Source organism: Enterococcus sp. C57, assembly GCF_040887305.1.
GTDB classification, from domain to species: Bacteria; Bacillota; Bacilli; order Lactobacillales; family Enterococcaceae; genus Enterococcus_B; species Enterococcus_B hirae.
The window spans coordinates 35,125-60,308 of the sequence record NZ_JBFOFP010000010.1; the positions used below are offsets into that span (position 1 = coordinate 35,125).

At 35.4% G+C, this 25,184-nt stretch carries 22 protein-coding genes; 5 read left to right on the forward strand and 17 right to left on the reverse strand.

Annotation, left to right across the window (positions count from 1 at the left end):
- Positions 1-8: 8 nt before the first annotated feature.
- Positions 9-746, reverse strand: a complete 738-nt coding sequence (locus AB5M32_RS11770; RefSeq protein ID WP_207432802.1) for a WxL domain-containing protein — start codon at positions 744-746, stop codon at positions 9-11.
- Positions 747-776: 30 nt separating this feature from the next.
- Positions 777-1,829: a DUF3324 domain-containing protein gene (locus AB5M32_RS11775; protein WP_368024472.1), complete on the reverse strand. Its 1,053-nt coding sequence runs from the start codon at positions 1,827-1,829 to the stop codon at positions 777-779.
- Between the two features lie 116 nt (positions 1,830-1,945).
- Between AB5M32_RS11775 and AB5M32_RS11780 the strand changes: the two genes are divergently transcribed.
- On the forward strand, positions 1,946-2,695 hold the full coding sequence (locus AB5M32_RS11780) for a MerR family transcriptional regulator (RefSeq protein ID WP_178286809.1): 750 nt from the start codon (positions 1,946-1,948) through the stop codon (positions 2,693-2,695).
- Positions 2,696-2,984: 289 nt separating this feature from the next.
- Here the strand turns inward: AB5M32_RS11780 and AB5M32_RS11785 are convergent, their stop codons facing one another.
- From AB5M32_RS11785 to AB5M32_RS11795, 3 genes are all read right to left on the reverse strand, one after another.
- The gene (locus tag AB5M32_RS11785) at positions 2,985-4,439 is read right to left on the reverse strand and encodes a phosphatidylinositol-specific phospholipase C domain-containing protein (protein WP_368024473.1); all 1,455 of its coding nucleotides are present in this window, start codon (positions 4,437-4,439) and stop codon (positions 2,985-2,987) included.
- A gap of 91 nt (positions 4,440-4,530) precedes the next feature.
- Entirely contained in the window at positions 4,531-6,690 is a 2,160-nt protein-coding gene (locus tag AB5M32_RS11790; RefSeq protein WP_368024474.1) for a glycosyl hydrolase family 18 protein, read from the reverse strand.
- Entirely contained in the window at positions 6,683-6,940 is a 258-nt protein-coding gene (locus tag AB5M32_RS11795; protein WP_368024475.1) for a hypothetical protein, read from the reverse strand. The genes AB5M32_RS11790 and AB5M32_RS11795 overlap by 8 nt, the downstream gene beginning before the upstream one ends.
- Positions 6,941-7,266: 326 nt before the next feature.
- Here AB5M32_RS11795 and AB5M32_RS11800 point away from each other — a divergent pair, with 326 nt between their 5' ends.
- On the forward strand, positions 7,267-8,010 hold the full coding sequence (locus tag AB5M32_RS11800; RefSeq protein WP_368024476.1) for a response regulator: 744 nt from the start codon (positions 7,267-7,269) through the stop codon (positions 8,008-8,010).
- 17 nt (positions 8,011-8,027) lie between these two features.
- On the opposite strand, the gene AB5M32_RS11805 is transcribed toward AB5M32_RS11800, so the two are convergent.
- The 3 genes from AB5M32_RS11805 to groES form a co-directional block, all read right to left on the reverse strand.
- Positions 8,028-9,302: a GHKL domain-containing protein gene (locus AB5M32_RS11805; RefSeq protein ID WP_242697193.1), complete on the reverse strand. Its 1,275-nt coding sequence runs from the start codon at positions 9,300-9,302 to the stop codon at positions 8,028-8,030.
- A 589-nt stretch (positions 9,303-9,891) separates the two neighbouring features.
- On the reverse strand, positions 9,892-11,517 hold the full coding sequence (groL, locus tag AB5M32_RS11810) for a chaperonin GroEL (protein ID WP_010720044.1): 1,626 nt from the start codon (positions 11,515-11,517) through the stop codon (positions 9,892-9,894).
- A 39-nt stretch (positions 11,518-11,556) separates the two neighbouring features.
- Positions 11,557-11,841 (reverse strand): co-chaperone GroES, encoded by a 285-nt coding sequence (groES, locus tag AB5M32_RS11815; RefSeq protein ID WP_010738436.1) that lies wholly within the window; start codon positions 11,839-11,841, stop codon positions 11,557-11,559.
- Between the two features lie 238 nt (positions 11,842-12,079).
- Between groES and AB5M32_RS11820 the strand changes: the two genes are divergently transcribed.
- Together AB5M32_RS11820 and bacL2 are read left to right on the forward strand one after the other, a co-directional pair.
- Positions 12,080-12,751, forward strand: a complete 672-nt coding sequence (locus AB5M32_RS11820; RefSeq protein ID WP_010738437.1) for a CPBP family intramembrane glutamic endopeptidase — start codon at positions 12,080-12,082, stop codon at positions 12,749-12,751.
- 929 nt (positions 12,752-13,680) lie between these two features.
- Complete coding sequence (gene bacL2, locus AB5M32_RS11825) at positions 13,681-14,289, forward strand: BacL2 family protein (RefSeq protein WP_034699527.1); 609 nt, start codon at positions 13,681-13,683, stop codon at positions 14,287-14,289.
- Positions 14,290-14,794: 505 nt separating this feature from the next.
- Here bacL2 and AB5M32_RS11830 read toward each other — a convergent pair.
- The 9 genes from AB5M32_RS11830 to AB5M32_RS11870 all read right to left on the reverse strand — a co-directional run bounded on the left by AB5M32_RS11830 (position 14,795) and on the right by AB5M32_RS11870 (position 23,891).
- Positions 14,795-15,274 carry a hypothetical protein gene (locus AB5M32_RS11830; protein ID WP_368024477.1) on the reverse strand — a complete coding sequence of 160 codons (480 nt, stop codon included), beginning with the start codon at positions 15,272-15,274 and terminating at the stop codon, positions 14,795-14,797.
- 254 nt (positions 15,275-15,528) lie between these two features.
- On the reverse strand, positions 15,529-16,338 hold the full coding sequence (locus AB5M32_RS11835) for an MBL fold metallo-hydrolase (RefSeq protein ID WP_010720049.1): 810 nt from the start codon (positions 16,336-16,338) through the stop codon (positions 15,529-15,531).
- Positions 16,339-16,388: 50 nt separating this feature from the next.
- Positions 16,389-17,261, reverse strand: coding sequence for a two-component system regulatory protein YycI (locus AB5M32_RS11840; protein WP_368016161.1), 873 nt, complete (start codon positions 17,259-17,261; stop codon positions 16,389-16,391).
- Positions 17,262-18,575 carry a YycH family regulatory protein gene (yycH, locus tag AB5M32_RS11845; RefSeq protein WP_178286825.1) on the reverse strand — a complete coding sequence of 438 codons (1,314 nt, stop codon included), beginning with the start codon at positions 18,573-18,575 and terminating at the stop codon, positions 17,262-17,264.
- Complete coding sequence (gene walK / locus AB5M32_RS11850) at positions 18,572-20,407, reverse strand: cell wall metabolism sensor histidine kinase WalK (RefSeq protein ID WP_010738440.1); 1,836 nt, start codon at positions 20,405-20,407, stop codon at positions 18,572-18,574. Before walK ends, yycH begins: the two co-directional genes overlap by 4 nt.
- Before the next feature lie 3 nt (positions 20,408-20,410).
- Positions 20,411-21,115 carry a response regulator YycF gene (gene yycF / locus AB5M32_RS11855; RefSeq protein WP_010720053.1) on the reverse strand — a complete coding sequence of 235 codons (705 nt, stop codon included), beginning with the start codon at positions 21,113-21,115 and terminating at the stop codon, positions 20,411-20,413.
- Between the two features lie 242 nt (positions 21,116-21,357).
- A complete protein-coding gene (locus AB5M32_RS11860) occupies positions 21,358-22,047 on the reverse strand; it encodes a hypothetical protein (protein ID WP_053765760.1) in 690 nt (229 codons plus the stop codon).
- Positions 22,048-22,477: 430 nt separating this feature from the next.
- Entirely contained in the window at positions 22,478-23,335 is an 858-nt protein-coding gene (locus AB5M32_RS11865; protein WP_010738442.1) for a DegV family protein, read from the reverse strand.
- On the reverse strand, positions 23,325-23,891 hold the full coding sequence (locus tag AB5M32_RS11870; RefSeq protein WP_010720056.1) for a DUF1836 domain-containing protein: 567 nt from the start codon (positions 23,889-23,891) through the stop codon (positions 23,325-23,327). Before AB5M32_RS11870 ends, AB5M32_RS11865 begins: the two co-directional genes overlap by 11 nt.
- A gap of 313 nt (positions 23,892-24,204) precedes the next feature.
- Between AB5M32_RS11870 and AB5M32_RS11875 the strand changes: the two genes are divergently transcribed.
- The gene (locus AB5M32_RS11875) at positions 24,205-25,149 is read left to right on the forward strand and encodes a tocopherol cyclase family protein (RefSeq protein ID WP_368024478.1); all 945 of its coding nucleotides are present in this window, start codon (positions 24,205-24,207) and stop codon (positions 25,147-25,149) included.
- Positions 25,150-25,184: the final 35 nt, after the last annotated feature.

A 25,184-nucleotide genomic window follows, 5' to 3' on the forward strand; every position in this document is an offset into this window, starting at 1 on the left:
GTGGTCTACTAAGGTGTTGGTGTTGCGCCTGGATCTGCAACGAGTTCCCAAACAATGGAAGTAGAATATGTTTTATCTGATTTTATTGTATTAGCAGGAATATGAAGGCTGACGCCATCTGTTGAGCTATCACCATGAGGTTTTCCCAAAGCTAATGACCAAGTACCTGCTCCTTGAGTAGCATTTGCTGTAGAAATAACTTGTTCACTACTATTCAATACAACCCTCGAATTAGGGATTTGTGGTGTATTATTAGTGTTTGCATAATACATGTTTTGAATCGATATCTCTGCTCCATCTAACTCTTTACCGTCTTCGTTAGTAAGTTGACTAGGCTGCGAAGCTCTTAATTCCCACCCTTGTCTGGCTAAACCTCGGCGATCTTCAATTGAAATAAATGGTACTCGTTTTTCCGTCTGACCATCTACTTGAACATCAATCAACTGGGCATTTTGATTAATTGCTAAGTTCGTATGTTCAATTTCTCCAAAATCAAAATCTGCTACGAAGTTGATTTTTAAATCTCCAGGATTAGGATTCGGTGGAGTTGGCGGCTCGATTGGTTTGTCTGGATCTTCTGGATCGACAACCTCGGGTTTGTCTGGATCTGGTGCACCAACTGTTACAGAACCTTCAGTTGTTGCTTTAGTTGCCCCATCGTAATCAACAGCAGCTACATTCATCGCTTGTCCTAAAGTCATGATTCCTAATAAACTAGTCATAAATAGTAAGTTTGTTTTTTTCATTGTTTTCTCACCCTCTAATAAAAGTCAATTTTATTTTGTTACCACTGAATTATTCTCTTTTTCCTCACCCCCTTTAAATTTATCTTTTAGAAGTAAGTACAAAATCAAACATATCAAGATTATTCCGACCCCTATCAACAAGTAGGTCAACCAAGGTGTCGGTAATTCGATGTCCAGAGCTGTTTGATTCAGTGTATTTGCGGCAGATGAACTGATATGAAAATTTTCGACAAAATGATAGGTTTCTGTATCAGCTTTCACTATTAACTCAACACGATAATTCCCGGCACGAACTAGCTGGGAAAAAGTGGGTATCCCAAAATCAAAGTTCGAATTTGGCGCCATTCTTAAATTTTCTTTTTCATATTGAATGAGTGGGTCTTTTTCCTCTTGATAGTATACTTTTGCATTAACTTCCATGGTTCGAATCGATACAGGTTGTTTATTTTGTAAATTTATCTCAACGACATTTCTATAATTTCGCTGCCCCATCCTAGCGTCCCGAGCGATTAATTCGTTAACAGGTAGTTCTATATTTTTTTGACGCATCAACACCCCGACTGTATAAGCAAATTGATGTGTAACTTGCTGATCTTGAAGCGCTGTTTCTTGATAAAATCGGAACCCTCCAAGAATCTCGCCACCCCATTTTTTTGTTGGATAATTGATTCTTGTTGTATATTTTTTGGTTTCCCCTGTATTAAGCTCAATTGTTTCTTCTTTATTTTCTACTAATGTGTCAAAAGGAAATTCCAGCGTTTCATCAAGATTTTCTTTACTTATGAATGAGGTAATCCCATTTTGATTCGTTTGAGCAGGAATGGCTTCTACTCCAATCTTTATTGATTCATTGCTGTTATTCATTATTTCGATTGTCACGGATTCTTCTTCATTTGGATTCCCTTCAAAGATGTAATAGCCTTGTTCATTTACTGATCCATCTTCTTCCAAACTCCTAACTGAAAATGGTGCGCTGGAATCTCCAAAAACTGGAACTTGATTTATTTTTTCAATTGCTAAAAGAAGAACGGCTACAAGAGCTAATTTTATGATTATAGTGGTTTTATTTAATCGTACTTTCATTTCACTCCCTCCTTTACATCAGCCATTCTAAGGTATGTACCAAGTGCCCAGTCAAAACTTTTTTTTTACATTTCAGATATTAACCGTTAAACTATTTTCTAAAGGGAGGGCATACTATGGATAAAAAAACATTTCATATCAAAGATATTTTAAAATTAACCACATTAAACAAATCAACTATTCGTTATTGGGAGCGTGAAGGTTTACTAAGTTTCAAACGTGACCATGATAATAACTATCGACTTATTGACAGCCGTACTTTACTTGATTTACTAGACATTGTGTTCTATCGTAATTTAAATATCCCAATAAAAAAATTAAAATTGATCTTACATCAAAAGCCCGAAACTACTTATGAAGCATTAGTAAAGTCAGAACAGGATTTAATGGATGAACTAAATAAAATAACAAAACAGCAAAAAATGCTTGCACACAAAAAACAAAGCTTAGAAGAATTGATTCAATTACAAAAAAACTCGACATCTCTATCTATTCCAATGAATTTTTCATATGTAGAGCAACTTAGTCTTAGTTCTATGGAACATGTCAGTCAATATTCCACTAGTCCAACAAACTTTGTCTTATTTTTTTCTAATGACAGTGGTCATGCTTATCAAGAGGGAATTATTGTAGATGAAAAGTTAAGTGATCATTTATTATTCGAAAAACAAAAACAAAAAATTATTTTTGGTGGACTGCTTGAAGTAGACAATATAAATTATAAAAAGAATAATTTGGAATCTCTCTTAGAACGAGCAAATTTTCCTGTGGATACTACTTGTATTGCCCAATATCTTGCTTCAGGAAAATCAGAAACTGGACAAGCAATTGATTATTATAAATGCTGGTTTTTACCTGAACTATAAATAGAAGGGATTATTTCAGCTTTCGAAATCCTTGGGAGTGACTTAAAAATTGAAATTTATTACACACAAATAAACCTTCTGGAACTAGTGGATCAAACTAGCTTCAGAAGGCTTATTTGTATTTTCATATAAATTTTTAGTGTAAAAAATCCAAGATAACACTAAAATCAATAAATGGTTTTGTTGATTCAAGATTTATTCCATAAAAAGTTTACATCTTCTCGTCTTTTTCTAATTGTAAAAGAAAAGTTCTATTTAAGATTTTCCATTCAGATCCTTCGCCTCGTACTTATGTTGCGGATATTAATTCTAGTTTTTCGTTTCTCAGCATATATACATACGTATGTTTATTATTTCCTAGTTTTGTTTTTAACTCACCATCGTTACTCGTTCTAAATCTGTGCCATGGCCCTTCTGCGTGATAAATCTCAATTGTACTTCCCTCAGATAAAACTTGCTGTGCAAACGTTCCATATGTTCGAGGACCGTTACCTATAACCGTACCGTTTCCATTCCACATTTGGCTAAATAATATTCTCCCAGAAGGGTCATTGACTCTAACAGACGCATACCGTTGATTGTTCCACCCACTTCCATGAAATTGATAATCAGAATTCTTTACTAATAAAATTTTTCTTCCCTTTACTTCTACAGTAACCCTAGCAAAACCAGAAGGATTTGAGGCTTTTGCATCTCCGCCAATTGAAAAAGATTGTTTATTTATATGACGTTCATTTAGTCGGATCACATTATGAATCAGTGCTTCTCCAGGAAAGTCAGCAGCAACAATCCCAACATGTCTTAATTTTTGATTTCTGATATAGTCAGAAGTCAATATATTTGTACCTTCAAAAGCAATCGTTGCGATACCTAAAAACCAATCGATTCTGGGAAAATCTGGAACGGAACCTGCCCATCCCGGATGAGTCATACCAGTGGCAAGTCTACCTGCATGGGTTCCCGAACTGCTATGACCGCTAGCTACAAAATAAGGAAAGGATCCTCCTGATCCTGATAAGTAGTTAATAAAAATCCTGTTTCCATTAACTTTATTTGCTTGATTTAAATGTTCTTTTACACTTAACCATTTATCGTATAGATCCCAATTTGTTCTTAGATGATAATTGTCTTGTATCACAAAGCTGGCTGGATAGCGTATTCCTAAAGAAGATCCTTCAAAATTACGTAAAATTACAATTTTACCACGGGTTTCTCCTAAAGTAGGATTCGCATTATTGCTTAAGAAAAACATATTTTTATAATTAGGATTATTAAGATAGCTATTCACTAAGCGGTTCAGCTCCGTATCATTGACGCTAGTATGCTCCTGTTTTAACCGCATATAAATCGCTTCACTAGGATTCCTTTGAAGAAATGTTCGTAATGTATTTAAAGCGTCTTCAAATCTAGCTAGAAAAACAAACCCATGGTGAACCGTAAGCGAATTTGGTCTTGCAGCTACACGTATATCAATGAAACGGATCCCCACTTCTAATTGTTCATTCAATGATAATCCTTGGTTTTGAACGATATCTCCCCCTGGACCGTTAGACATGGTATTGTGCGTACCTGGAATAGATAACTGTGACAGTCTAGTATTATCTTTTATTTCAGACATCCAATTGGGATTTCTAGAATGAAATTCTGAAATCGAACGTAAATATGCTGGATGGTAATGAGCATCTACTGTTTTAGGTAAAACCAAAACAAACAATAGTATGAATATTGAAAAAATTTTTTTCACCAAATAACCTCTTTCTTACATGTAAGAAACTGACTATCCATGAAATAAGTATTCATAGATAATCAGTTTCTTCATAAATTTATAAAGCTAACTACTTAACAGCTGTTAATTCTAATTTATTGTTTTTCATCGTATAAATATAAGTCGTTTTATCGTTCCCTAGTTTTCTTTTCAATTCCTGATCGAAGCTCGTTCTAAACATATAACTTGGACCTTCTGCATGATAAATTTCTACAGTACTTCCTTCAGGTAAGTCATATTGAGCGAATGTCCCAAACGTGTGAAGTCCATTTCCAACGACTGACTCATTCCCATTCCAAGTTTGGTCAAACAGTATTTTGCCGTTAGGTTCAGAAATCTTGACTGAAACATATTTCTGATTTTGCCAGTCATTCCATTGAAATCTAAAATCAGAGTGTTTGACCAATGAAATTTTTCCGTTCTGTGATTCTACTACCAAACGTGAAAACCCTGTTGGAAATACTTCTGGATTCGACGGAACTTTTTGACCGCCAATATGAAACCTTTGGGTAGTAAAGGCTGTTTCATCCGTAATATCAACATGAGTATCACTTAGAATATTTTTGACTAAAGTAGTTAATTCAGCTGTATCTGGTGTATCATGTGCTAATTCCCAAATAATCGCGCCGCCATAACCTTGATCAATTGTATAGTTTACTTTTCTAGAAATACTTGCGATGTTATCATAAGTGAATAATTCTTTCTTCTCTGAATCATAGATAAATGGCGCCTCGGCTTCATCATCCCAATGGTAAGACAAGTGTTCAACAGTTGGATCTTTAGCTTTAGCTTCAAATTCTTTTAATTGCCACCAAGGTTTCAAACCGGCTAATTGTTCAGGATCGTCCCAACTTCCGCCATTGGCTGCTCCTCTACTTGGTACAGCCATTGCTGCTGAATCAACATTAGCAAACCCTCTTGAGTAATAACTCATCCCAACCATCAATTTATGTTTAGGAATCCCGTAAACCTTGTGGTACTCTTCCATGGTTGCAGAAATATTGAATTTTTGATCTTTATCGTCTCTTGTTTTTGGATATAGTGGAGATTGATGTCCGGTTTGATCATCAAACCCACCTCGGTAATCATAAGTCATTACGTTGAAGTTATCGACATAATCATTCGTAATTTCGGGAGCAATAAACGCCATTTTTTCATGATTTGCTGTCACTGCAATACTTAACTGGTAGTAGACGTCATTTTCTTTCCCTGCTGCGGTCATCTTTTCACGTAGCTGTTTAATCAAAGCCACAAATTTTTCTTTTTGTTCATCATTTTCTGGATATTCCCAATCAATATCAATACCTTCAAAATGATAATTCAGCATAAAGTCTACTAACTGTGTAGTAAAACGATCCATACGTTCAGGCGTTGCTGTAGCATGATCAAATCCATGATCGTCTACCGAGTTGGTCCAACCACCGATAGAAACCATTGCTGCAACATCATGTTCTTCAGCTAATTGAGTGATTTGATTGATGTAGTTTCTGCCCCCACCTTCATGTGAATCATCGAAGTCGGCCCAAGGATCATTTGAAACCAATTCTCCATTTTGGTCAATAACCATAAAAGCATAATTGACATGAGTAATTTTATCAAAAGGAACATCTACTGGATCGTATCCTTTTCCATCGATGATTCCTTGACTATAATTATAGTCTGGCTTATCTGGCTCATAGTCTGTTTTATACCCATGCCAATTTGAGAAATAACCAATTACTTTTTTCTCGTTTTGAATTCTTTGTGCTTCTTCTTTTTGTAATCGTTCTGCCTCTTCACCTGTAAATCGATTAAATTTAAAGATATTTAAAGGTGTTGGCAAGTCTTTGACTTTTTGCCAAACAGAAGCACTACCTGGTCTATCTGAAGGCTCTGCCCAATAAGCATTACGCCAGACACTTCCGTTATAGATAACTGTTGCTCCTCCTGGATAGCTTTTTACTTGCCATACTGAACTATCCACAACAACTTGATCAAATGCCGCTACACGTACTTCTTGGGTCCCTCTGAATAATTGTCCTTCTCTTCCTTGAGACCAACTGTTTCCTCCGTCATTTGACCACATATGAGAAGCATTCAATCCCTCAATATGATTGGTTGTATCATTCATCACTAATGTACCATCATTTTTTTGTAACTCTTCAGCAAATGCAGTCAGTGACTGTGTATTCAATAAAGAAATCCCAACTAATGATAATGCGAAAAATTTTTTTGCCAGCTTTTTATTCATTTTTTCCTCCCCTTTTCTCTTCTATCAGATCGTTTAATTCTTTCGAAACTTGGATAAACATAGGAGATTGCTTACTAAGTTCTTTGACTTTAACTTTATCTGCTCTCGGATGAACAAAATAGATTTTTTCATTTAAAACAGGACGTCCATTTTTCAATGTATACTTTAAAAAAGGACTTTTTAAGTAATCAATAATCAGGACACCGTAACCTTCATCTTCAAGATAAATATCATTCGTTATTTTATACATTTAAAGCCCCTCTTCTCCCCCACAAGAATCATTAAAATCCTTAACTTACTTTTAAATGAGTTACATACATTTTTGTCTTTTACAGCTCGTTAATTTTATATAGTCTTATCTCAACAACTCCTCCCTTTTCTCTTCTGATTAAATGAGTGTTTATTTAAACAATCTCCTAGAACTTATTGTGTCTTATCTATGGTTTATTTTCATTTCTTTCACGTAGCATTTTTATCCTTTTGCGTTATTTTAACGTCGTAAGTATGTAAAAATATTCTAGTCTTTGTTAAACTTCATTTACTAGTTTTATAGGAAAGTTTTATTGGAGGAAAAGAATGCAAAGGATTTACATTATCGAAGATCAGTTATTACACCAGAAATTTATTGCAGAAACAATCAGCGATTTTATCAAACGCTCATACATTTCTGCAGAAGTTGTACCTATCAAGTCTGTCAATTCATTTATTAAAGAAATTCATCTACTTGATATAACCGATATTGACATCTTTTTTATAGATATAGATTTAAAACATCAATATACAGGGATCGATATTGCCGAATGGATCAGATATACCAATTCATTTTGTAAGATCATTTTTATCACCAATTACGAAGATCAAAGTATGGCTATTGTTACTCGCAATATCATTCCTTTTGACTATATTCATAAAAGCATCTGCTTACCCGATATGCGCAAAAAAATTCATACTACATTAAAAAAACTATTTTTTTCTTTGCAAATAAACACCGGAGAAATACTGATATTATCTGTTCAAAAAGAAAGACAAGTATTTGCCTTTTCTCATATAAATTATATACAAACAATAAAAGAGGATCGTTTTCGGGTATACCTACAAACGACCTCTCAAGAACTTTTGATCAATGAGAGCTTTTCAGATATAAAAAAACTCAAATTTCCCAAATATTTTTTATTTTTAAAATCATATATCATAAATTTACGGCAGATAAAAGCACTTAATCGTAAGTTAGGAATCATTATATTTAAAAACGGATCAGAAATTTACTTTGGACATAAGGTAATAAAAAAAATAGAAGAGTCACTGAAACAATTTCTATGAAAAAAACAAAATTTTTCTTACTCTTTTAAAAAGAGAGTGACTGTAAAAGCAGTATTATCTCTTAAAATTGTATAGGAAAAATTTTTATATTCTTGAGTAATTCGATGTAAATTACTGAATCCAATTCCATAGTGCTGTTCTTTTGAGGTAATCCCTTTCCTCCCTATATCACTCAATATTGCACTATTAACATAGTTGTTTTTGACCAAAATTTGATAGATACCAAATTGTTTATTAATAGTTAAGTTTATATAAGGAGATTCTGTCTCTATACTCGCTTCAATTGCGTTATCTAGCAGAATCTTGAGACATCGAATAAAATCTAAACTATTTATAGGTACTTCAGCGATCACTGTATCAATAGATAAATCTACTTTAATTCCCATGCTTATCGCTTTATTGATTTCAATCAAAAGCACACTCTTAATTGCCATATTTCTTACCTTAGTTAATCCCCCAATATTATTTTTTGAAAAAATAATATTCTTAGAATAATCTTTAATCTTCAAAAGCTGCTCTATTGCTTCTTCCGTGTCCCCTTTTTCCAGCAACAGCGCCAATGTGAATAGTATTCCTTCGTAATCATGTTTAAAACCTTCTATTTCATCGATTCTCTCTAATTTTTCTTCGTAAAAATTTATGGTATTAAATAAATCTTCATGGCATACAGCTGAATACTCCAGAAAGACAATGCCTCCGAAGATAAGGGCTCCTTTCAACAACAAAATAATTAATACAAGCCAAAAGTCTCCACGATCTAACACCGAGTACATGAATTGGAAATACATCGCTAAAATAAAAAAGAAAATACCACATAAAATAAGAACTTTTTTTATGCGTATTCTTCTATGAAGAAATAAGAAAATTTTATTTTTAGTATAAACCTTTTTTACCATTAAATTCCCAGCCAAAAAAATCAAAAAGATTAGTATTTGCAGACCAATCAATAGAAATAAAGGATTTTTCACACTATCTAATTGAGCAAAAAAACTATATATAGTATCAATACTGGTAATATGAAATTGAATGAAAAAATATACTCCAAGTATATAGACAAATGAGAAGAGAGACTTTTTTTTAAAAGAATAAAACAATAGCCATAAATTCAGTCCCATTGCAGTTAAGATAAAAAATCCAGCGAGATTGATAAATCTCCATGATAGGAAACAAAAAATGATTAAGGATAAAAGAAAAAATAACTTGTATCTCTTATGTAAAAAAATTTTTCCCATATAAAAATCCAAAATAGCATACTGTAAAAATATAAATACGACATACACTTTATCTTCCAAACAATGTTCCACCTTCACATAAATATATATTTTTTATATAAGTATAAAGTAGGAAGTAGGAACCTAGTCAACACGACTTGACTAGACATTTACCTAAATAAAGACTGTGAGACAATCGTCAGCTCTCAAGAAGGCTCTATGCTTTTTGATATGAGTGAAATTCATCAACATCTTTTTTTATGATTTAAAAGGATAGAAAAGACAACCTGAAATCCTTTAGAATTATTTTGGTTAACCAATTCATAGGAGAACTCAAGATATCTTATCATCAGCTTATCAAAGCTACCTTAATTATTTTAGACCGAACTATCTATTTCAAGAAAAATTGTTTAACCAAAAATAGAAAGAGAAAATTTGTTTGATTTGTAAAAGTACTCTTCAGGACACGCCAGAGGAATGTCTGTATTGTCTTTGTGCCCCCCTCTCTGAGATCATGTGTTGGGAAGTTGGTACTTATCAAACGACGGATCATGATTCATCATGGTAGATTCTACCAAAAAAAAGAACAGAAAGAAGAAAAACTTCTTTCTGTCCCAATTATTCTAAAATTTCTCATCATAATCATCATTTGACAATGAGGATTTAATGACTACATCATGCCGCCCATCATTGATGGATCCATTGCTGGCGCTGCAGGTGCTGCTGGTTCTGGTTTGTCAGCAACTACTGCTTCAGTTGTTAATAATAGAGCTGAAACAGATGCAGCATTTTGTAATGCTGAACGAGTAACTTTGGTTGGATCAACAATCCCTGCTTCAACCATATTTACCCATTCGCCTGTTGCAGCATTGAAACCTGTTCCTAATTCAACATTTTTCAATTTATCAACGATGACTGAACCTTCATATCCCGCATTTTCTGCGATTTGACGAATTGGTTCTTCTAAGGCACGAACAACGATTTTCACACCTGTTGCAACGTCTCCTTGAGCTTCAACTGCTGAAACTTTGCTGATGACATTCACTAATGCTGTACCACCACCAGAAACCATACCTTCTTCAACGGCTGCACGAGTTGCATTCAACGCATCTTCAATTCGTAATTTCAATTCTTTTAATTCTGTTTCAGTTGCTGCACCAACTTTGACCACTGCAACCCCACCAGCAAGTTTTGCTAAGCGTTCTTGTAATTTTTCACGGTCAAAATCTGATGTTGTTTCAGCAATTTGGTTTTTGATCAATTGAACACGTGCTTCAATGGCTGTTTTATCGCCAGAGCCTTCAACGATTGTTGTGTTATCTTTGTCTACCACAACTTTTGAAGCATTTCCTAGGTTTTCGATTGTTGCATCTTTCAATTCTAATCCTAAGTCGTCCGTAATCACTGTTCCGCCTGTTAGGATAGCGATATCTTCAAGCATTGCTTTACGACGATCACCGAAACCAGGTGCTTTCACTGCAACAACGTTAAATGTCCCACGGATTTTGTTCAAGACTAATGTTGGTAAAGCTTCTCCATCCACATCGTCAGCGATGATCAATAGCGGACGAGATTGTTGTAAGATTTGTTCTAATAAAGGCAAGATGTCTTGGATATTAGAAATTTTCTTATCTGTGATCAAAATGTATGGATTTTCTAAAACAGCTTCCATTTTGTCATTGTCAGTCACCATGTATTGTGACAAGTAACCACGATCAAATTGCATACCTTCTACAACATCTAATTCGGTTTCGATTCCTTTTGATTCTTCAATAGTAATAACACCATCATTACCGACTTTTTCCATTGCATCAGCAATCAAATGTCCCACTTTTTCTGAACCAGAAGAAACAGCTGCAACTTGAGCAATTGCTTCTTTAGAATCTACGACTGTTGAAATATTGTGTAATTCTTCAACTGCTGCTTTGGTTGCCAATTCGATCCCACGACGAATACCTAAAGGATTTGCTCCAGCTGTTACGTTTTTTAATCCTTCACGAACAATTGCTTGTGTTAACACAGTAGCGGTTGTTGTTCCGTCACCTGCGATATCATTGGTTTTTGAAGCCACTTCAGAAACTAATTTAGCACCCATATTTTCAAAGTGATCTTCCAATTCGATTTCTTTTGCAATCGTTACGCCATCATTAGTAATCAATGGTGAACCGTATGATTTTTCTAATACAACATTACGACCTTTTGGACCTAATGTTACTTTTACTGTATCAGCTAATTTATCAACTCCACGTAGCATTGCTGCGCGTGCATCTTCTGCAAATTTCAATTCTTTTGCCATGTCTATTCACCTCATCAAATTTTTTTCGTACTTTTTTATTTATTCAACGATCGCCATGATATCTTTTCCTGCAACGATCAAATATTCTTTTCCTTCAAATTTTACTTCTGTACCGGCATATTTTTCAAACATCACTTGGTCGCCCGCTTTTACAGCAGCAGGAACTTTTTCTCCGTTTTCCAATAAACGGCCTTCACCGACTGCAACAACTGTTCCTGTTTGTGGTTTTTCTTTAGCGGATGAAGCTAAAACAATTCCTCCAACAGTTGTTTCTTCTTCTTTTGCGACTTCGATAATGACGCGATCACCTAATGGTTTTAACACGATAAATCCCTCCGATAACTCTTTTTTTGGATTCGTTAGCACTCTTACACATCGAGTGCTAACCTACATTTTTAATAATACTCATACTTTGATTTTTTTGCAAGCTTTTTAAATGAAAGTACACTAATTTTATCCGTAACCGTTAGAAGTCCCTTAGTAATAGCCTCTAAATTGATCTATGTTATAATTAATTTCTATTCTTGCAGTCTACTTCTGCCTATCTTTAAGGAGGTATTTTATGTCATTAAAAAAATATAGTTTCGCTAGTATCTTTTGCTATGGACTCATTTTTCTTTCCCCATTGATCCTTTCCTCTATCGGAATCGTCCATACTGTTACTGACGTGATTACAGCAACGACGATTGCCTATATCCTAGGAGCAATTGTTTTAGCTTTCTTTTATTTCAAGCAAAATGAACCACTACCACTAGAAGCAGCCATTCCTAGTGCTTCGACGCCAAAAATCATCTTATATGGGTTTGTTGGGATTTTCATTGCTTTAATCTTACAGGCGCTTGCAGTAACGTTGGAAACTCTTTTATTTGGTAACAGCGCTCCTTCTGAGAATACGCAAAATATTATTCAAATGATTCTTGAAGCTCCAGCCTTTTTAATAGCTACCACAGTTGCTGGTCCAGTCATGGAAGAATTCGTCTTTCGCCGCAGCATCTTAGGTATCGTTGGCAAATATACAAACTTTTGGATTGGGGCAATTGTTAGTTCCTTATTGTTTGCTTTTGCCCATAACGATGGCCACTTACTGATCTACTTTTTCTTAGGTTTTTTCTTTAGTCTCCAATACAAAGCAACGGGAAGAATCTGGACCTCGATGATCACACATGTGGGAATGAATACATTGGTGGTAGTGGTGCAGATCGCCGTACAAAAGGGCTGGATCGCTGCTTCATGAGCTGCCAACTAACACCAATCTAAAGACTCGCCTTATACTATCTACTGACCAGCAAATCTTAGTCGCTGGTCTTTTTTGCGTTCTTTCCGATCCCGGCTCATTCTCTTAACAAATTTCCCCTTCATAGTCATGAAAAAGATAGATTTATTTAGAGCTATTCATTATGTTTTATCCGCTAGCTACTAGCAGTTTCCATTTATCGTGACACTCGCCATTTCCTCTGTTAACCTTCTCAAAATACTTTGATGGTCTTCTCTAATAGCACACTTATTTTAAATACGACAGAAAATAGCAGTCATTGCCATTTGGATTATTTTCAGATCCTATTAAAATCATGTTCATCTAGATCTAACTATAAACATTGAATTAGATTGGTTCATAGAAAAAATTTAACCACATCGACATCGTCTTATGAGCGCCCACAAGAGTTATCAACTTTGCACTAAACCAACTCGTTCCCCTTCTCCTCCAACTAAAGTGTCTTTCCTTTCGTTTTACAAAAATACGCAGTATGAGAGAAAAACAGCCTAACAAAAATGCGATTAAAAAACACTTTATTTATAAAAAGATAAATACAAAAGTGATTTTAAAACAATTAATATTGTTTTGTTTTTGTTATTAAATGAGGAACTTGCTAATTCATTACATGCTTTAATTAATTTTATCAATCATTACTACTTACGAATGCACCATCTCTTAGAAAAATCATTTAAAGAAAGACATCTCCTTTATATCAGACTGACTGCTGTCATTCACGATTTTATAAAGAATAAAACAAAAATAAAATTTTTTGTTAAAAAACTACTGTTTTTATTATATATCTATCAGACTATCATTTATTTAACTTTTACAAAAAAGTTATTTTATATGTCACAAAATAACATTTTTAGGAACGTATCTTTCAAAAAATAAAGGTAGTGTGTTGCGAAATGAATATCTGGCAAATGATTGATGACTTATTGAAGAAATATTATCTGACGAATGATAAAGATATCTTAGATTTAATCATTTTAGATTTAGACCCTTATATAAAATCTTGTGCGCATCGTTTTGTATTTAAAGCACAATCTAACGGAGTATTTATTCCTTTTGAAGACTTCTACAGTAACCTTTGTTTAGCAATATGGGAAGGTATTGAAGATTTCAAGAGTATCTCAGGCTCCACGTTTAAAAATGTTACGTTGCGAAGGATTTATATTGCTGAAAAGAAGACTTGGAAACAATATAAAAAATCCGGAAGTAAGGTCTTCAATAAAGATGGGATTACTTATGACGTGACAAGATGGGAAAACATCGAATCGCTACATCATTCTAAAAATTGCACAGTTAAAAGTGCAGAACGTTCGATCGAGGAAAAACTTCTAATAGAAAATTTTAAAAAACAGGACTTTTTTAGAGGTACCTTCATCGAACTGCTTTATCACGGTTATTCTTGTAAAGAAATTTGTCTCCTTTTAGGAATCAGTAAGACTTACGATGCAAAAACCAGAAAAAAATGTCAACGAATCAAAGAATCATTCTTGAAATATATTGCCTAATCACTATGTTTTTCTTTCCCTATTCATCTACTTTGAAAAATAGCAAAGCATTTCAATGGCATGTCTATCGTCAATGTGGATCACATCTGATTATGTTTCCAACTTTGAGTGGTATCGTTATCCCGGATGGAGAGTACAAAACAGTGAAACATTTGGTATGTTCTAATCATTTTTCTAAAAATTTTTAGCTGGTTTCAACTTTTTGATTATGTAAAAGTAATTGATACACATATTAGGCGTAATAAAACTTTTCATCCTTTTCACTAATACAATAATAATGGGAAGCTAGTTTCACTTTGTATCTGTCTGTTTTGAGCAATGTCCCTCTTGCCTAGTCTTCTCTATTATATTTTTCATTTACGGTCTAACTATACTTGATCTTTGAATAGCTGTTTCAGCATTTGTCAAAAAATGCCGAAGGGACTGAGACAAAACTTGTCTCAATCTCCTTCGGCTAATTTTTTCGGAAAGGATCCTGTTAATCACAACTATTTTTCCTTATTTATTATTGACCATTCAGCACTTGTTTTAAACTAGTTTGGATCAACTGAGTATCTGCTGGATTGTCCAATTCCAATTGGCTAGCTTTGGCGTTTGCGGCAGCAGACGGTGTTTGAACAGATTGTTTCACCTTAGGATCTGTTAACGAGTTGATATAGTCAGATTGTTCTTGCCACGCCTGCTTGATTAAACGATAGTATTCATCTGTTTTCTCGCTTTCATTAGCAATCGTTTCAGTAGTAGTTGAAGAATCCTTTATTTCTTGCACATTTGAATCCTCTGCAGGATTATTTCCCGTCGATTCTACATTACTAATAGGTTGATTCTCTTTTTCCTTGGTAGTACTATTTTGTGCATTTTCTGTAGAAGTCTTGGTGATCTGCGTGGAAGTCTGATCCGTGCTGGAAGAGGTACGATCAACTCCTGAGTTGGAACACCCCGACAATAATAACAACCCTAAAATAATAAAATAACTTTTTTTCATAATAACACCTCAGTTGGATAAATATTTGTATTTAATTAAATATAATAAAAAATCACTATAAATAACCAACAAACAATATATCTTATCTAAAATTTAAACTATTACATATTTTTTGAAAGGCCCGCCTATTGTCATTAATAAAGCGTTACTGGATTAGCCAAAATACTCCCAGTTAAACAGTCCGTGACTAATGAACAAAAAAACACTCAAAACAAGTTGTTTGAGCGTTTTTTGGGTTATATAGTTGACTACGGCTAAATCGAAAATAACTCCGTTGCTTCTGAGGGATCGGTATCATAAATATCAAACTCATAACCGACACCTAGATCTTTTTCTTTTAGGACATTCTCCATCGTCAAGTGAGCTAGTTCTTTTAGATTGTTTTCTTTACTCAAGTGACCAAGGTAGATACGTTTGGTACGATCACCAATAACATCAGTCATGACTAAGGCGCCATCTTCATTGGATAAGTGTCCCCGATCACCTAAGATACGTTGCTTTAAATTCCAAGGATAAGGGCCCATCCGCAACATCTCTAAATCATGGTTACTTTCCATCAAATAGCCATCTGCATTTTTGATGATTCCACGCATATGATCACTGCAATAACCTGTATCAGTTAACATCACAAATGAACGGTTTTCTTTATGGAAACGATAAAATTGCGGAGCTGCAGCATCGTGAGAAACGCCAAAGCTTTCAATATCTAGATCCCCAAATGTTTGCACCTTCCCCATTTCAAACAAATGCTTTTGTTCAATAGGAACATTCCCAATTAATGGAGACATTGCTTCCCATGTTTTTTCATTGGCAAACACATCTAAATGATATTTCCTTGCAAGTACCCCTACCCCATGAATATGATCTCGATGTTCGTGAGTGACTAAAATCCCGTCTAATTGGTCAGGTGTCCGATCAATTTGTGCCAACAAAGAAGTAATTTTTTTCCCGCTGAGACCAGCATCTACCAAGAGCCTTTTTTTATCACTTTCGATATAAAGTGAATTTCCAGAGCTTCCACTGGCTAGGATACTGATTTTAAAAGCTGGTTTTTCTTCAGCCATTTGACTACTTCCCTTCTTACTTTGTAAACTTTTTTCATTATACTACTTTTTTAATGATCTTCCACCTTTGGAATCGTATTATTTGTTACAATCGTATTACTAAATGCATTGACCGACTCTACTTGGATCGATTTATCAGGCGTTTCTATCGCCACATACCAGACTGGAACATAAACATTCTTTTCTCGCACTTTCAAAATACAAGAGTAAGCAAGCTGCCTCCAAAGGATTTTTGAACCTCGAGAAATCTTATTATTTACATACAATGTTTTGATTGCATCTTCTTCTGTGTGTAATTCTGTTTTTTCCCGTAATTGTTCAATATCGGATAAATGTGTCTGCGTGTACTTCGTGACCATGTAACTTTTATCTTGTTTATTCAGTGAAAACACAATTTTAGCTGTATCATCATAAAAAGGTAGGCCATCATATTTTTGACTTGCTTGTACTTCCGGCGTTGCACTGTCTAGATCAGAAAAATTCTTCATATAAACATAATCGCTACCAAAGAGTACATTGTTTTTTTTGTTTAAAAAGCTATTCACTGAACTTCCCATTTTATCAGGATCAAAAATACTATTTTCTGATTCTGTCTCAGATAAAGTTTTTGTTAAAACATTGTCATTGAAAACAATCCCACTACTCAACAGTCCTTTTTTACTTGTCCCATGACGTTGACTGTCCAGTTCCTTACTAAGGTCCGTTTCCTCCGCACTTAAATAATACCCTTGTCTACTTTCTGAAGAGATTTTACCAGTATAAGAAATGTCATCACTAGAAAGTCGTTGTTGAATGGATTCGGTTTGTCCTGATCGGATCACATTATTTTCTTGGCTGATCGTTTCTTGATAACTTCTAAATAAAAAAACATTTAACCCTAAAAAAGCAACGAAAAAAATCCATTCAATTTTTTTGAAATCCATTTAATTCGCCTCCGTTTCAGGTAATCGTCCAAGCAAATCATTGACAGCGTACCATTGACCTTGGTATTTTACATACCACTCAGGTAATAAATCGACGACTCGATTCGTTTCCTTGATATTTTGCCACGTGTAGCCAACAATCAACGACTCGATTTTTTCTTTGTCTGCCCCTTTATCCAAAAGACTCTGGATGACTTTTTCTGTTTGTGGCAATTCAACTTCTTCATCAGATGGAATCGGTACTTGGATCGTATTCAAGCTGGTTTGGATCTTCACTTGTGAATCTACTTGACCCGCTCCAATTTCAATCTCAACTTTCCCTTTACTGTCTGAACCAAATACAGGAAATCCTTCTACAAATATTCGATAATCGATCTGATTGTTCTCTCGATCAAAATAACGCATATTTCCTAATGAATTGCCTAATTTACTAATATATGGAAAACTTTGTGAGAAAATATTCGCTGTGACGTTGTCTTGTCCGATTTCTCCCCTAAAATCAACGATTTGTGTTTCTGAATGAATCCTCATCGTCTCATTTCCATCATAAAAAAGCAGTTCATTGCTCTCATTATTTGTTTTGACCTCGTCTGGCTTTTGGAAAAAGGCATTTCTAAACAAAGTATATGGTTGTTGTGACAGGATATAACTATATTTTTTTAATTTGATTTTATCTTTCGTTTCATATTGCGTCTCAACAATCGAAGGCGTTTTTTCCATCTCCGTCCACGTACTATCGGTTGCCTTTAATTCTTTTTCCAACTCTTTCCAATCAACTGAAAGATTCGATTCGTAAATGGAATCCGTCTCAAAATCAAGGAATCGCACTTTGTTCTCATTTTTATCAAACTGGATACGCATAAAGTAAATAGAATCTGTCCGATTAGGAAGCGCTGAAAAATCCAAACTTAGATGAAAGGCTTCTTTATACTCACTAAGTAGCAGCGGCGCATTATAAGTAAGCTCAATGCCTTCTTGAATAGTTTTTAGCTTGTCAAATTTCTCTTTATCGCCATTGACGATTTCTGTTACTCTGCCAAATCGAGCGCCCTCGATAACTGTTTGGAGGCGAGAAACAAGATTTTCACTATTTGTTTCCTTTATTTGTCCTGAATGCAACCAAGTCACATGTAATGGAAGAAAAACTTCAGATGCTTTTCGGTAGTTTTGTGAATCGATCATCTGTGAATTGGATTCGTCAAAATTAACCGAGGTTTTACCTGCTGGACTTAGCCAAATGGCATATGAGAGGTAGATACTTAAAGCAATCATTAGGAGCAATCCTATTCGAATAACTTTTTCAGAAATTTTCATTCCCACCATTCCTCCTCATATGGTTCATATGGCAACGAGATATAGAAGGTTGATCCTTTTCCTTCTTTACTCTCTGCCCAGATTGCGCCACGGTGGGCTTTGACTACTTCTCTAGAGATAGCCAACCCTAACCCCGTTCCACCTTGGGCTCTCGCACGCGCTTTATCCACGCGGTAAAATCGTTCAAATACTCGATTCAAATCTTTTTTAGGAATCCCAAGTCCTTGGTCAGTAATACTTAAAATCACATTATTGTGTGTTTCCAACAAACGACATGTGATCATTCCACCGTCTGGAGAATATTTGATCGCATTATTCATAATATTATCAATCACTTGGATTACTTTATCGGTATCAATCTCTACCCAAAGATCTCTTTGAGTAAATTCCCGTTTAATCGTATAGTTCTTTTCTTGGTTACCCACCATCATATCAAAGCGGTCAAGAACAAAATTGACTAATTCATTAAAATTGACGTACTCTAACTGTAATTGTGTATTTCCTGTATCCATTCGCGAAAGATTCAACAGGTCATTGATCATGCGGATCATTCGATCTGTTTCATCTAACGTTACTTTTAGGAAATTAGGAGCAACTTCTTCATCTTTCCAAGCTCCCTCACTTAAAGCTTCAATATAACTACGCATACTTGTCAACGGTGTGCGAAGTTCATGAGACACATTCGAGACAAATTCACGACGTTCTCTTTCTGTTTTTTCTTGTTCTGTTACATCATGCAGCACAGCTACCAATCCACTAATGAAACCTGATTCTCTGCGGATCATGGAGAAATCTACTCGTAAAATCATTTGGTCGCTTTCCATTAATCCAGTTGAACGATCAAGTACCATTTCATTTGGGTCTTCTAGCAGTTTACGTAATGTATATTCTTCTTCAATATCTAACAAAGTCAAAATCGACTGACCGATTGCATCTTCATTTTTGACATCCAATAAAGAAACAGCCATATCGTTGATCGTAATGACTTTACCTCTTCGATCGGTCGCAATGACACCATCTGTCATATGTGACAGGACGCTATCTAACCGATTCCTTTCCGCTTCCATCGTGTCTTGAGCTTCTTCGATTCTTTCAGCCAGCTGGTTGAATGTATCCGCCAGTTGCCCTAATTCATCTTGTCCATGGACTTTAACTTTACGACTATAATCTCCCCGAGCAATCCTAATCGCTTGCTCTCGCATCTCGCCAATGGGCTGAGTGATCGACCGTGCGACTAAGACTGATACGACCATGGAGATCAGGGCTGCGATTAACGAAGCTGTGAAGAATATAATCGCAGTATTATTGATTTCAGAATATTTTTGCTCAATATTACTTTTGACGTAAAGAGCCCCGATAACGGCATCGCCGGTCGGGGACAGGATCGGTTGAATATTGATATTCACTCGCTTATCGTCACTATCTAATGCGACATACCTTTTTGTTGTGAAATCATTGATATCTACATAATCGTTTTTCTTACCGATTGAGCTTTGATCACTGACATCCGTTGTCCCACGTATAATCCCTTTTTCATCAATAACTCGAATCTCTAAAATGTCACTCGAGGCATTGTTTTCAATGAATCGTTTGATATTGGCATTGACTTCTTCAATGTCTGCGTTGTCTTTACGATTTAATTCGGGACTGATCGTGGTCGCTAAAGATTCAACTGTTTGATTCATATCTTTGATAAATGTATTGATTGTTGAACGCTCTAACCCTCGGATAAAGTAGGCACCAATAATCTCAATCGAAATCAGTAAGATCAAAATAAACGTGATCGCAATTTTGAAATTGACTGATCGAAAAAAGCGCACTTTTCCTTTCATCAATTACTCCTGTTCCTGGTTACGTAAATAGTAACCAACACCTCGCCGTGTCACTAAATAATTAGGATGACTTGGATTATCTTCAATTTTTTCGCGTAGACGTCTCACGGTTACATCTACAGTTCGCACATCACCAAAGTAATCATAACCCCACACGGTTTGCAGCAAATGCTCTCGTGTCATCACTTGTCCGATGTGTTTTGCTAAGTAAAAAAGCAATTCAAATTCACGATGCGTTAGTTCAATTGTTTCGCCTCGTTTCGTTACCATATAAGCATCCGGATGAATCGTCAGGTCACCAATCACGAGTTCAGAAGGGGCAATTTCTTCTACTTCTTTGGTAGCAGTTGCGCCACGACGAAGATTGGCTTTCACTCGAGCCACTAGTTCACGATTAGAAAAAGGCTTCGTCACGTAATCATCAGCACCTAATTCCAGTCCTAATACCTTATCGATTTCAGAATCTTTTGCAGTCACCATAATGATCGGCATGTCGTAGGTTTTCCGTACTTCACGCGCGACTTCTAAGCCATCCATTTTTGGTAACATCAAATCTAGCAAGATCAAATCAGGTTCCACCTCAGTGACTTTTTCTAAGGCTTCTTCCCCGTCATATGCAGTATAAACATCATAGCCTTCCTTGGCTAAATTGAATTTGACGATATCCGAAATCGGCTTTTCGTCATCGACAACTAAAATCTTTTTCATTAAAGAGCCACCTCTTTTTTATTATTGTCATACTCTCCCATTATAACGTATTTTCCAAGATGTTTCATCTTTGTAAAAAAAGCCTTACAGAAAACATACACTTCTCACTTGAATCCTCATTTTGTTTATCCTTTATTTGTTTTTGGTGACAAAAAATAAACGAATCAAAAAATAGCATTTTTTCGATTCGTTTTACTGATTGATAGGGCTATTTTATTTTTTATAGAAAACGACGGTATTCATCAGTTATCTACAACTTGTACCGCAATTAATTCTTTGACATCTTCAGGATTGCCAGTCGGGATCGAAACAATCGTTGCTTGATCAAGGATTTCTTGTTCCTGCTTTTTCACTGCTGCTTGATCTCTTGGATCACCTTGAAAATGACTCGGAACAGGATAACAAGTGATCGTACCGTTATGATTGCTTGAATAAACAACTAAACTTTGATAACCATATTCTCCTGAAAGAGTGACCGTTTCAGTTGGAAAAGTCAAACTCGTGCTATCATAAGGATTGACTGCTGCTCCAGCAGCTGAATGTGACACATGAAGTTTAAAATTCCCACTGGCTAAATCGGTTTTGTAGTGTGTACCCATAACCGCTAACCAGACACGGGCATATTCAATTTGGTCGTTTGTATAGCCACTTAGCGGATCGGGAGTGACCATTGTTTCGGTGGTGCTGCTGATTGTCGTTGATGCGCTCGTTGTTTCATTTTGCGTAGTATTCGTATTTTTCGCGACAGACTGGGAGTTAGTCGTAGTAGATTGGGTTTGTGATGATGCTTGTTTGGCTGAACTTGAAGAGTTAGTCATTGTTTGAGTTTCACTGGATGAAGCAGCCTTTGATTCTTCTGCTTTATTTCCTTTTGTGCCACAACCAACAAGAAGAAAAGCTGAAATAACCATTACAAATCCTACTTTTTTCATTTATACCACCTCTTTTTATTAATAGTTCGTATTATAACATTTTACGCTGCCAAATACATCGCTACTTAAGCTATATAATATTTATCTTTTTTTGTTTAAGTTGTAAAATGTTGATTTTTATCTTTCCTATCGCTCAGAGTCATTCTTAGCTAAACGATCAAAAAGAGACTAAGGCAAAACTTGCCTCAGTCTCTTCTAGTATCTAGAAAAAACAAATAAATGGTGAAACCAACATCTTCGAAAAATAAGCCGAAATTAACCAATAATTTGGGAAGTGCCAAGTAGATAACAATTAACAGCAACACTAGTATTTATACTTCTTTTCAATTTTCGAAAATCCCTTCTTATTTCTCGATGCTAAACACTTTTATTTCAACCTCTTCTTTGCTATTTTAAGCTGTTTGACTTTGTTGAATAGCTATTTTTCTGATTACTTTTCTAATACTTGAACCCCGACGCCTAACAAACCAGGACCTGTATGAACAACAAGTGCAGGGGATATTTGACCAAAATAGATTTGTTGCGCTTGTGGAAATTCTTCTTTCAATCTCGCCATCATCTCAGTTGCTTCTTCTTTAGCGTCTCCATGCGCAACGGCTAAGTTAAAGACTTTAGCTGTTCCAACTCGTTCTTTCACATAGGAAACAGTTCGATCTAGACTTTTTTTACGTCCTCTTGCTTTGCCCACTGTATAATAAATGCCTTCATCATTACAAGAAATGATTGGATTTAATTTTAAAGCCGTTCCTAATATAGAAGCAACTAACCCAATCCTTCCCCCTTTTTGTAAATATTCAAGGGTTGCCACGTTAAAGAATACTTTGGTCTGTTTGACTAATTCATTGAGTCTTTCAATCAATAATGACCATTCCATTCCTTCTTCTAACCATTTAGCTGCTTGAATTGCTGAAAAGCCTGCTCCGATCCCAATGTTCTTAGTATCTAGTACATACGCTTCCAATTCTTCTTGTTGTTGGGCAATCAACCGAACGATGTTATACGTACCACTTAATCCACTTGAGATTGTTACTGCTAAGATTTTTTCATAGCCGTCCTGTTTGATCTGTTCAAAAATTTTGGTAATTGTTTCGCCATCAGGTAAAGATGTTCCTGGAATCTCTTGAGGTAATCTTTGATAGATTTCCTCCGGAGTAATATCAACTTTATCAGTATATACTCGATCTTTATAAATAATCTTTAATGGAATCACATACATTTGATATTTTTCAATTAGCTCTTGTGGAACGTCTGTCCCAGAGTCTACTAAAATCGCCACTTTATTTTTCATTTTTTTTCTCCTCAATTAAATACTCAGTTTCTAGACTAATCGTTTTTTCTGCCAACAATTTCATCGCAAATGACAAGGTCGCCGATCGAACTGCGATATATTCTACGGGTATCTCTTGCTCCAATATCTGTGGATAGACTTCTCCTTGAGCCAATTGGCTAACCATTTTGATGGCTTTTTCTTGTTCGTGACAAAATAGATTGTAGGCTTCACGGATACCAACCGTTTTCCCTTGAAATAGGATTCCTTCTTTAATTTCCGGAATCGTTAGAACTTGCTTCAATGATGTAATTGCAATTAAAAATGCAACATGCTCTTTGTTGTATCGTTTTTTGATGGGCGCTGGAACTAGCCCTAATTTCACATAATTATTTACCATTGAAGAGGTCAACAATGGATGTTTCTCACCTCGGATAACAGGAGAAAGATAGCGATCAACTAACGTTCTGACCTGATCCATATAAAGTTCTAAATCAGGAAGTTCATCCCACTGAGGTAAATGATAATTTTCCAGTTCTTTTCCCCATTCAATTAATTGTTGTCGCATTTTTTCCATTACTTGTTCTCCTTTGTTGTTTTCACAAACACCTTATTAGAGTTATTAAAAACATCCAATCTAGTTTTTTTAACTAGGTAATTCAATTATATTAAATTTCTCGAGAAAATAAAACAATTTTACTTGCGAATACCTAAAATAAAACAATCTTTCCCTCCTTAAACAGATACCTTGGTTCTTTGTTTGCTATTTTTCTTACTTTTCTGATTCCTTAAGCCCTACGGATAGTAACTTGCTTACTTCTAAGCTTATTTGAAACCTTCAGTCCATTCGGCATGGTACACTGAATAAGAGTGAATGGAGGGAAATAAAGATGATTCCAACAGATAAATTTTTTCAAGGAGAAAACAAAACCCACCCTTTTTTTGAAGGATGGTATTTTAAACATCAAATCGGAAATAACGTTTATGCTTTCATTCCTGGCTATTCGATTGCGGAAAATGGCGAAAAGTCTCCCTTTATACAAGTAATCAGTCATGAACATTCCGAGATTTTTTATTTTGATAGTGCGCAACTCTTTATCGAAAAAGAACATTTATTCATAAAAATTGGTGAAAATATCTTTAGTGAAAAGGGTATTTCTCTTTCGTTAACCAATGACAATCTGTCGATTCATGGAACGATTGATTATGGCGATTTTACACCTATCCATCGGACCTACTATGCCCCTAGTATCATGGGCCCTTTTTCTTATTTCGCTTTTATGGAATGTTATCATGGGATATTAAGCATGAAACATTCACTACAGGGAGAATTAGTCTGGAATGATCAACCCATTGATTTTGATCAGGGGATTGGTTATGTAGAAAAAGATTGGGGCTCTTCTTTTCCTGCAACTTATGTATGGGCCCAGTGTAATCAATTTGAGACGTCCGATGCTCGTTTTTTCTTTTCTGCAGCAGAAATTCCATTTCTTGGTGGACGTTTTTTGGGAATCATCGCAGTGTTGCAGATCCAGAGCGAAGAATATCGCTTTGCTACTTACTACGGAGCTAAAATTTTATCGATCGTCCAAGAAAAAGACTATTTAGTTATCACGATCAAACAACAACAGCTTAAATTAACACTGGCAGTCCTGCAAAAAGACGGACATCCATTAATGGCGCCTCACAAAGGATTGATGAATCGAGTGATTCGTGAAAAAGCCAGTACAGAAATCTATGTAACGTTACAAAAAAATAATGAAACGCTTTTGGAACAAAAAGGGATCGCAGCAGGATTTGAGGAAGTGGATCATTTCCATGGTTTTACCTACTAAAATAGGAGACCCGCCATTAAAAATGGCGGGAAGGA

Excerpts from the sequence above, each read along its gene's own strand:
- AB5M32_RS11835 (WP_010720049.1), bottom strand. The coding sequence starts at position 16,338 with ATGGCTGAAGAAAAACCAGCTTTTAAAATCAGTATCCTAGCCAGTGGA.
- bacL2 (WP_034699527.1), top strand. The coding sequence starts at position 13,681 with ATGAATATCTGGCAAATGATTGATGACTTATTGAAGAAATATTATCTG.
- yycH (WP_178286825.1), bottom strand. The coding sequence starts at position 18,575 with ATGAAAATTTCTGAAAAAGTTATTCGAATAGGATTGCTCCTAATGATT.
- AB5M32_RS11775 (WP_368024472.1), bottom strand. The coding sequence starts at position 1,829 with ATGAAAGTACGATTAAATAAAACCACTATAATCATAAAATTAGCTCTT.
- AB5M32_RS11865 (WP_010738442.1), bottom strand. The coding sequence starts at position 23,335 with ATGAAAAATAAAGTGGCGATTTTAGTAGACTCTGGGACAGACGTTCCA.
- AB5M32_RS11830 (WP_368024477.1), bottom strand. The coding sequence starts at position 15,274 with ATGAAAAAAAGTTATTTTATTATTTTAGGGTTGTTATTATTGTCGGGG.
- AB5M32_RS11770 (WP_207432802.1), bottom strand. The coding sequence starts at position 746 with ATGAAAAAAACAAACTTACTATTTATGACTAGTTTATTAGGAATCATG.
- AB5M32_RS11820 (WP_010738437.1), top strand. The coding sequence starts at position 12,080 with ATGTCATTAAAAAAATATAGTTTCGCTAGTATCTTTTGCTATGGACTC.
- AB5M32_RS11780 (WP_178286809.1), top strand. The coding sequence starts at position 1,946 with ATGGATAAAAAAACATTTCATATCAAAGATATTTTAAAATTAACCACA.
- walK (WP_010738440.1), bottom strand. The coding sequence starts at position 20,407 with ATGAAAGGAAAAGTGCGCTTTTTTCGATCAGTCAATTTCAAAATTGCG.
- AB5M32_RS11860 (WP_053765760.1), bottom strand. The coding sequence starts at position 22,047 with ATGAAAAAAGTAGGATTTGTAATGGTTATTTCAGCTTTTCTTCTTGTT.
- AB5M32_RS11870 (WP_010720056.1), bottom strand. The coding sequence starts at position 23,891 with ATGGAAAAAATGCGACAACAATTAATTGAATGGGGAAAAGAACTGGAA.
- groL (WP_010720044.1), bottom strand. The coding sequence starts at position 11,517 with ATGGCAAAAGAATTGAAATTTGCAGAAGATGCACGCGCAGCAATGCTA.
- yycF (WP_010720053.1), bottom strand. The coding sequence starts at position 21,115 with ATGAAAAAGATTTTAGTTGTCGATGACGAAAAGCCGATTTCGGATATC.
- AB5M32_RS11795 (WP_368024475.1), bottom strand. The coding sequence starts at position 6,940 with ATGTATAAAATAACGAATGATATTTATCTTGAAGATGAAGGTTACGGT.
- AB5M32_RS11800 (WP_368024476.1), top strand. The coding sequence starts at position 7,267 with ATGCAAAGGATTTACATTATCGAAGATCAGTTATTACACCAGAAATTT.
- AB5M32_RS11875 (WP_368024478.1), top strand. The coding sequence starts at position 24,205 with ATGATTCCAACAGATAAATTTTTTCAAGGAGAAAACAAAACCCACCCT.
- AB5M32_RS11840 (WP_368016161.1), bottom strand. The coding sequence starts at position 17,261 with ATGGATTTCAAAAAAATTGAATGGATTTTTTTCGTTGCTTTTTTAGGG.
- AB5M32_RS11790 (WP_368024474.1), bottom strand. The coding sequence starts at position 6,690 with ATGAATAAAAAGCTGGCAAAAAAATTTTTCGCATTATCATTAGTTGGG.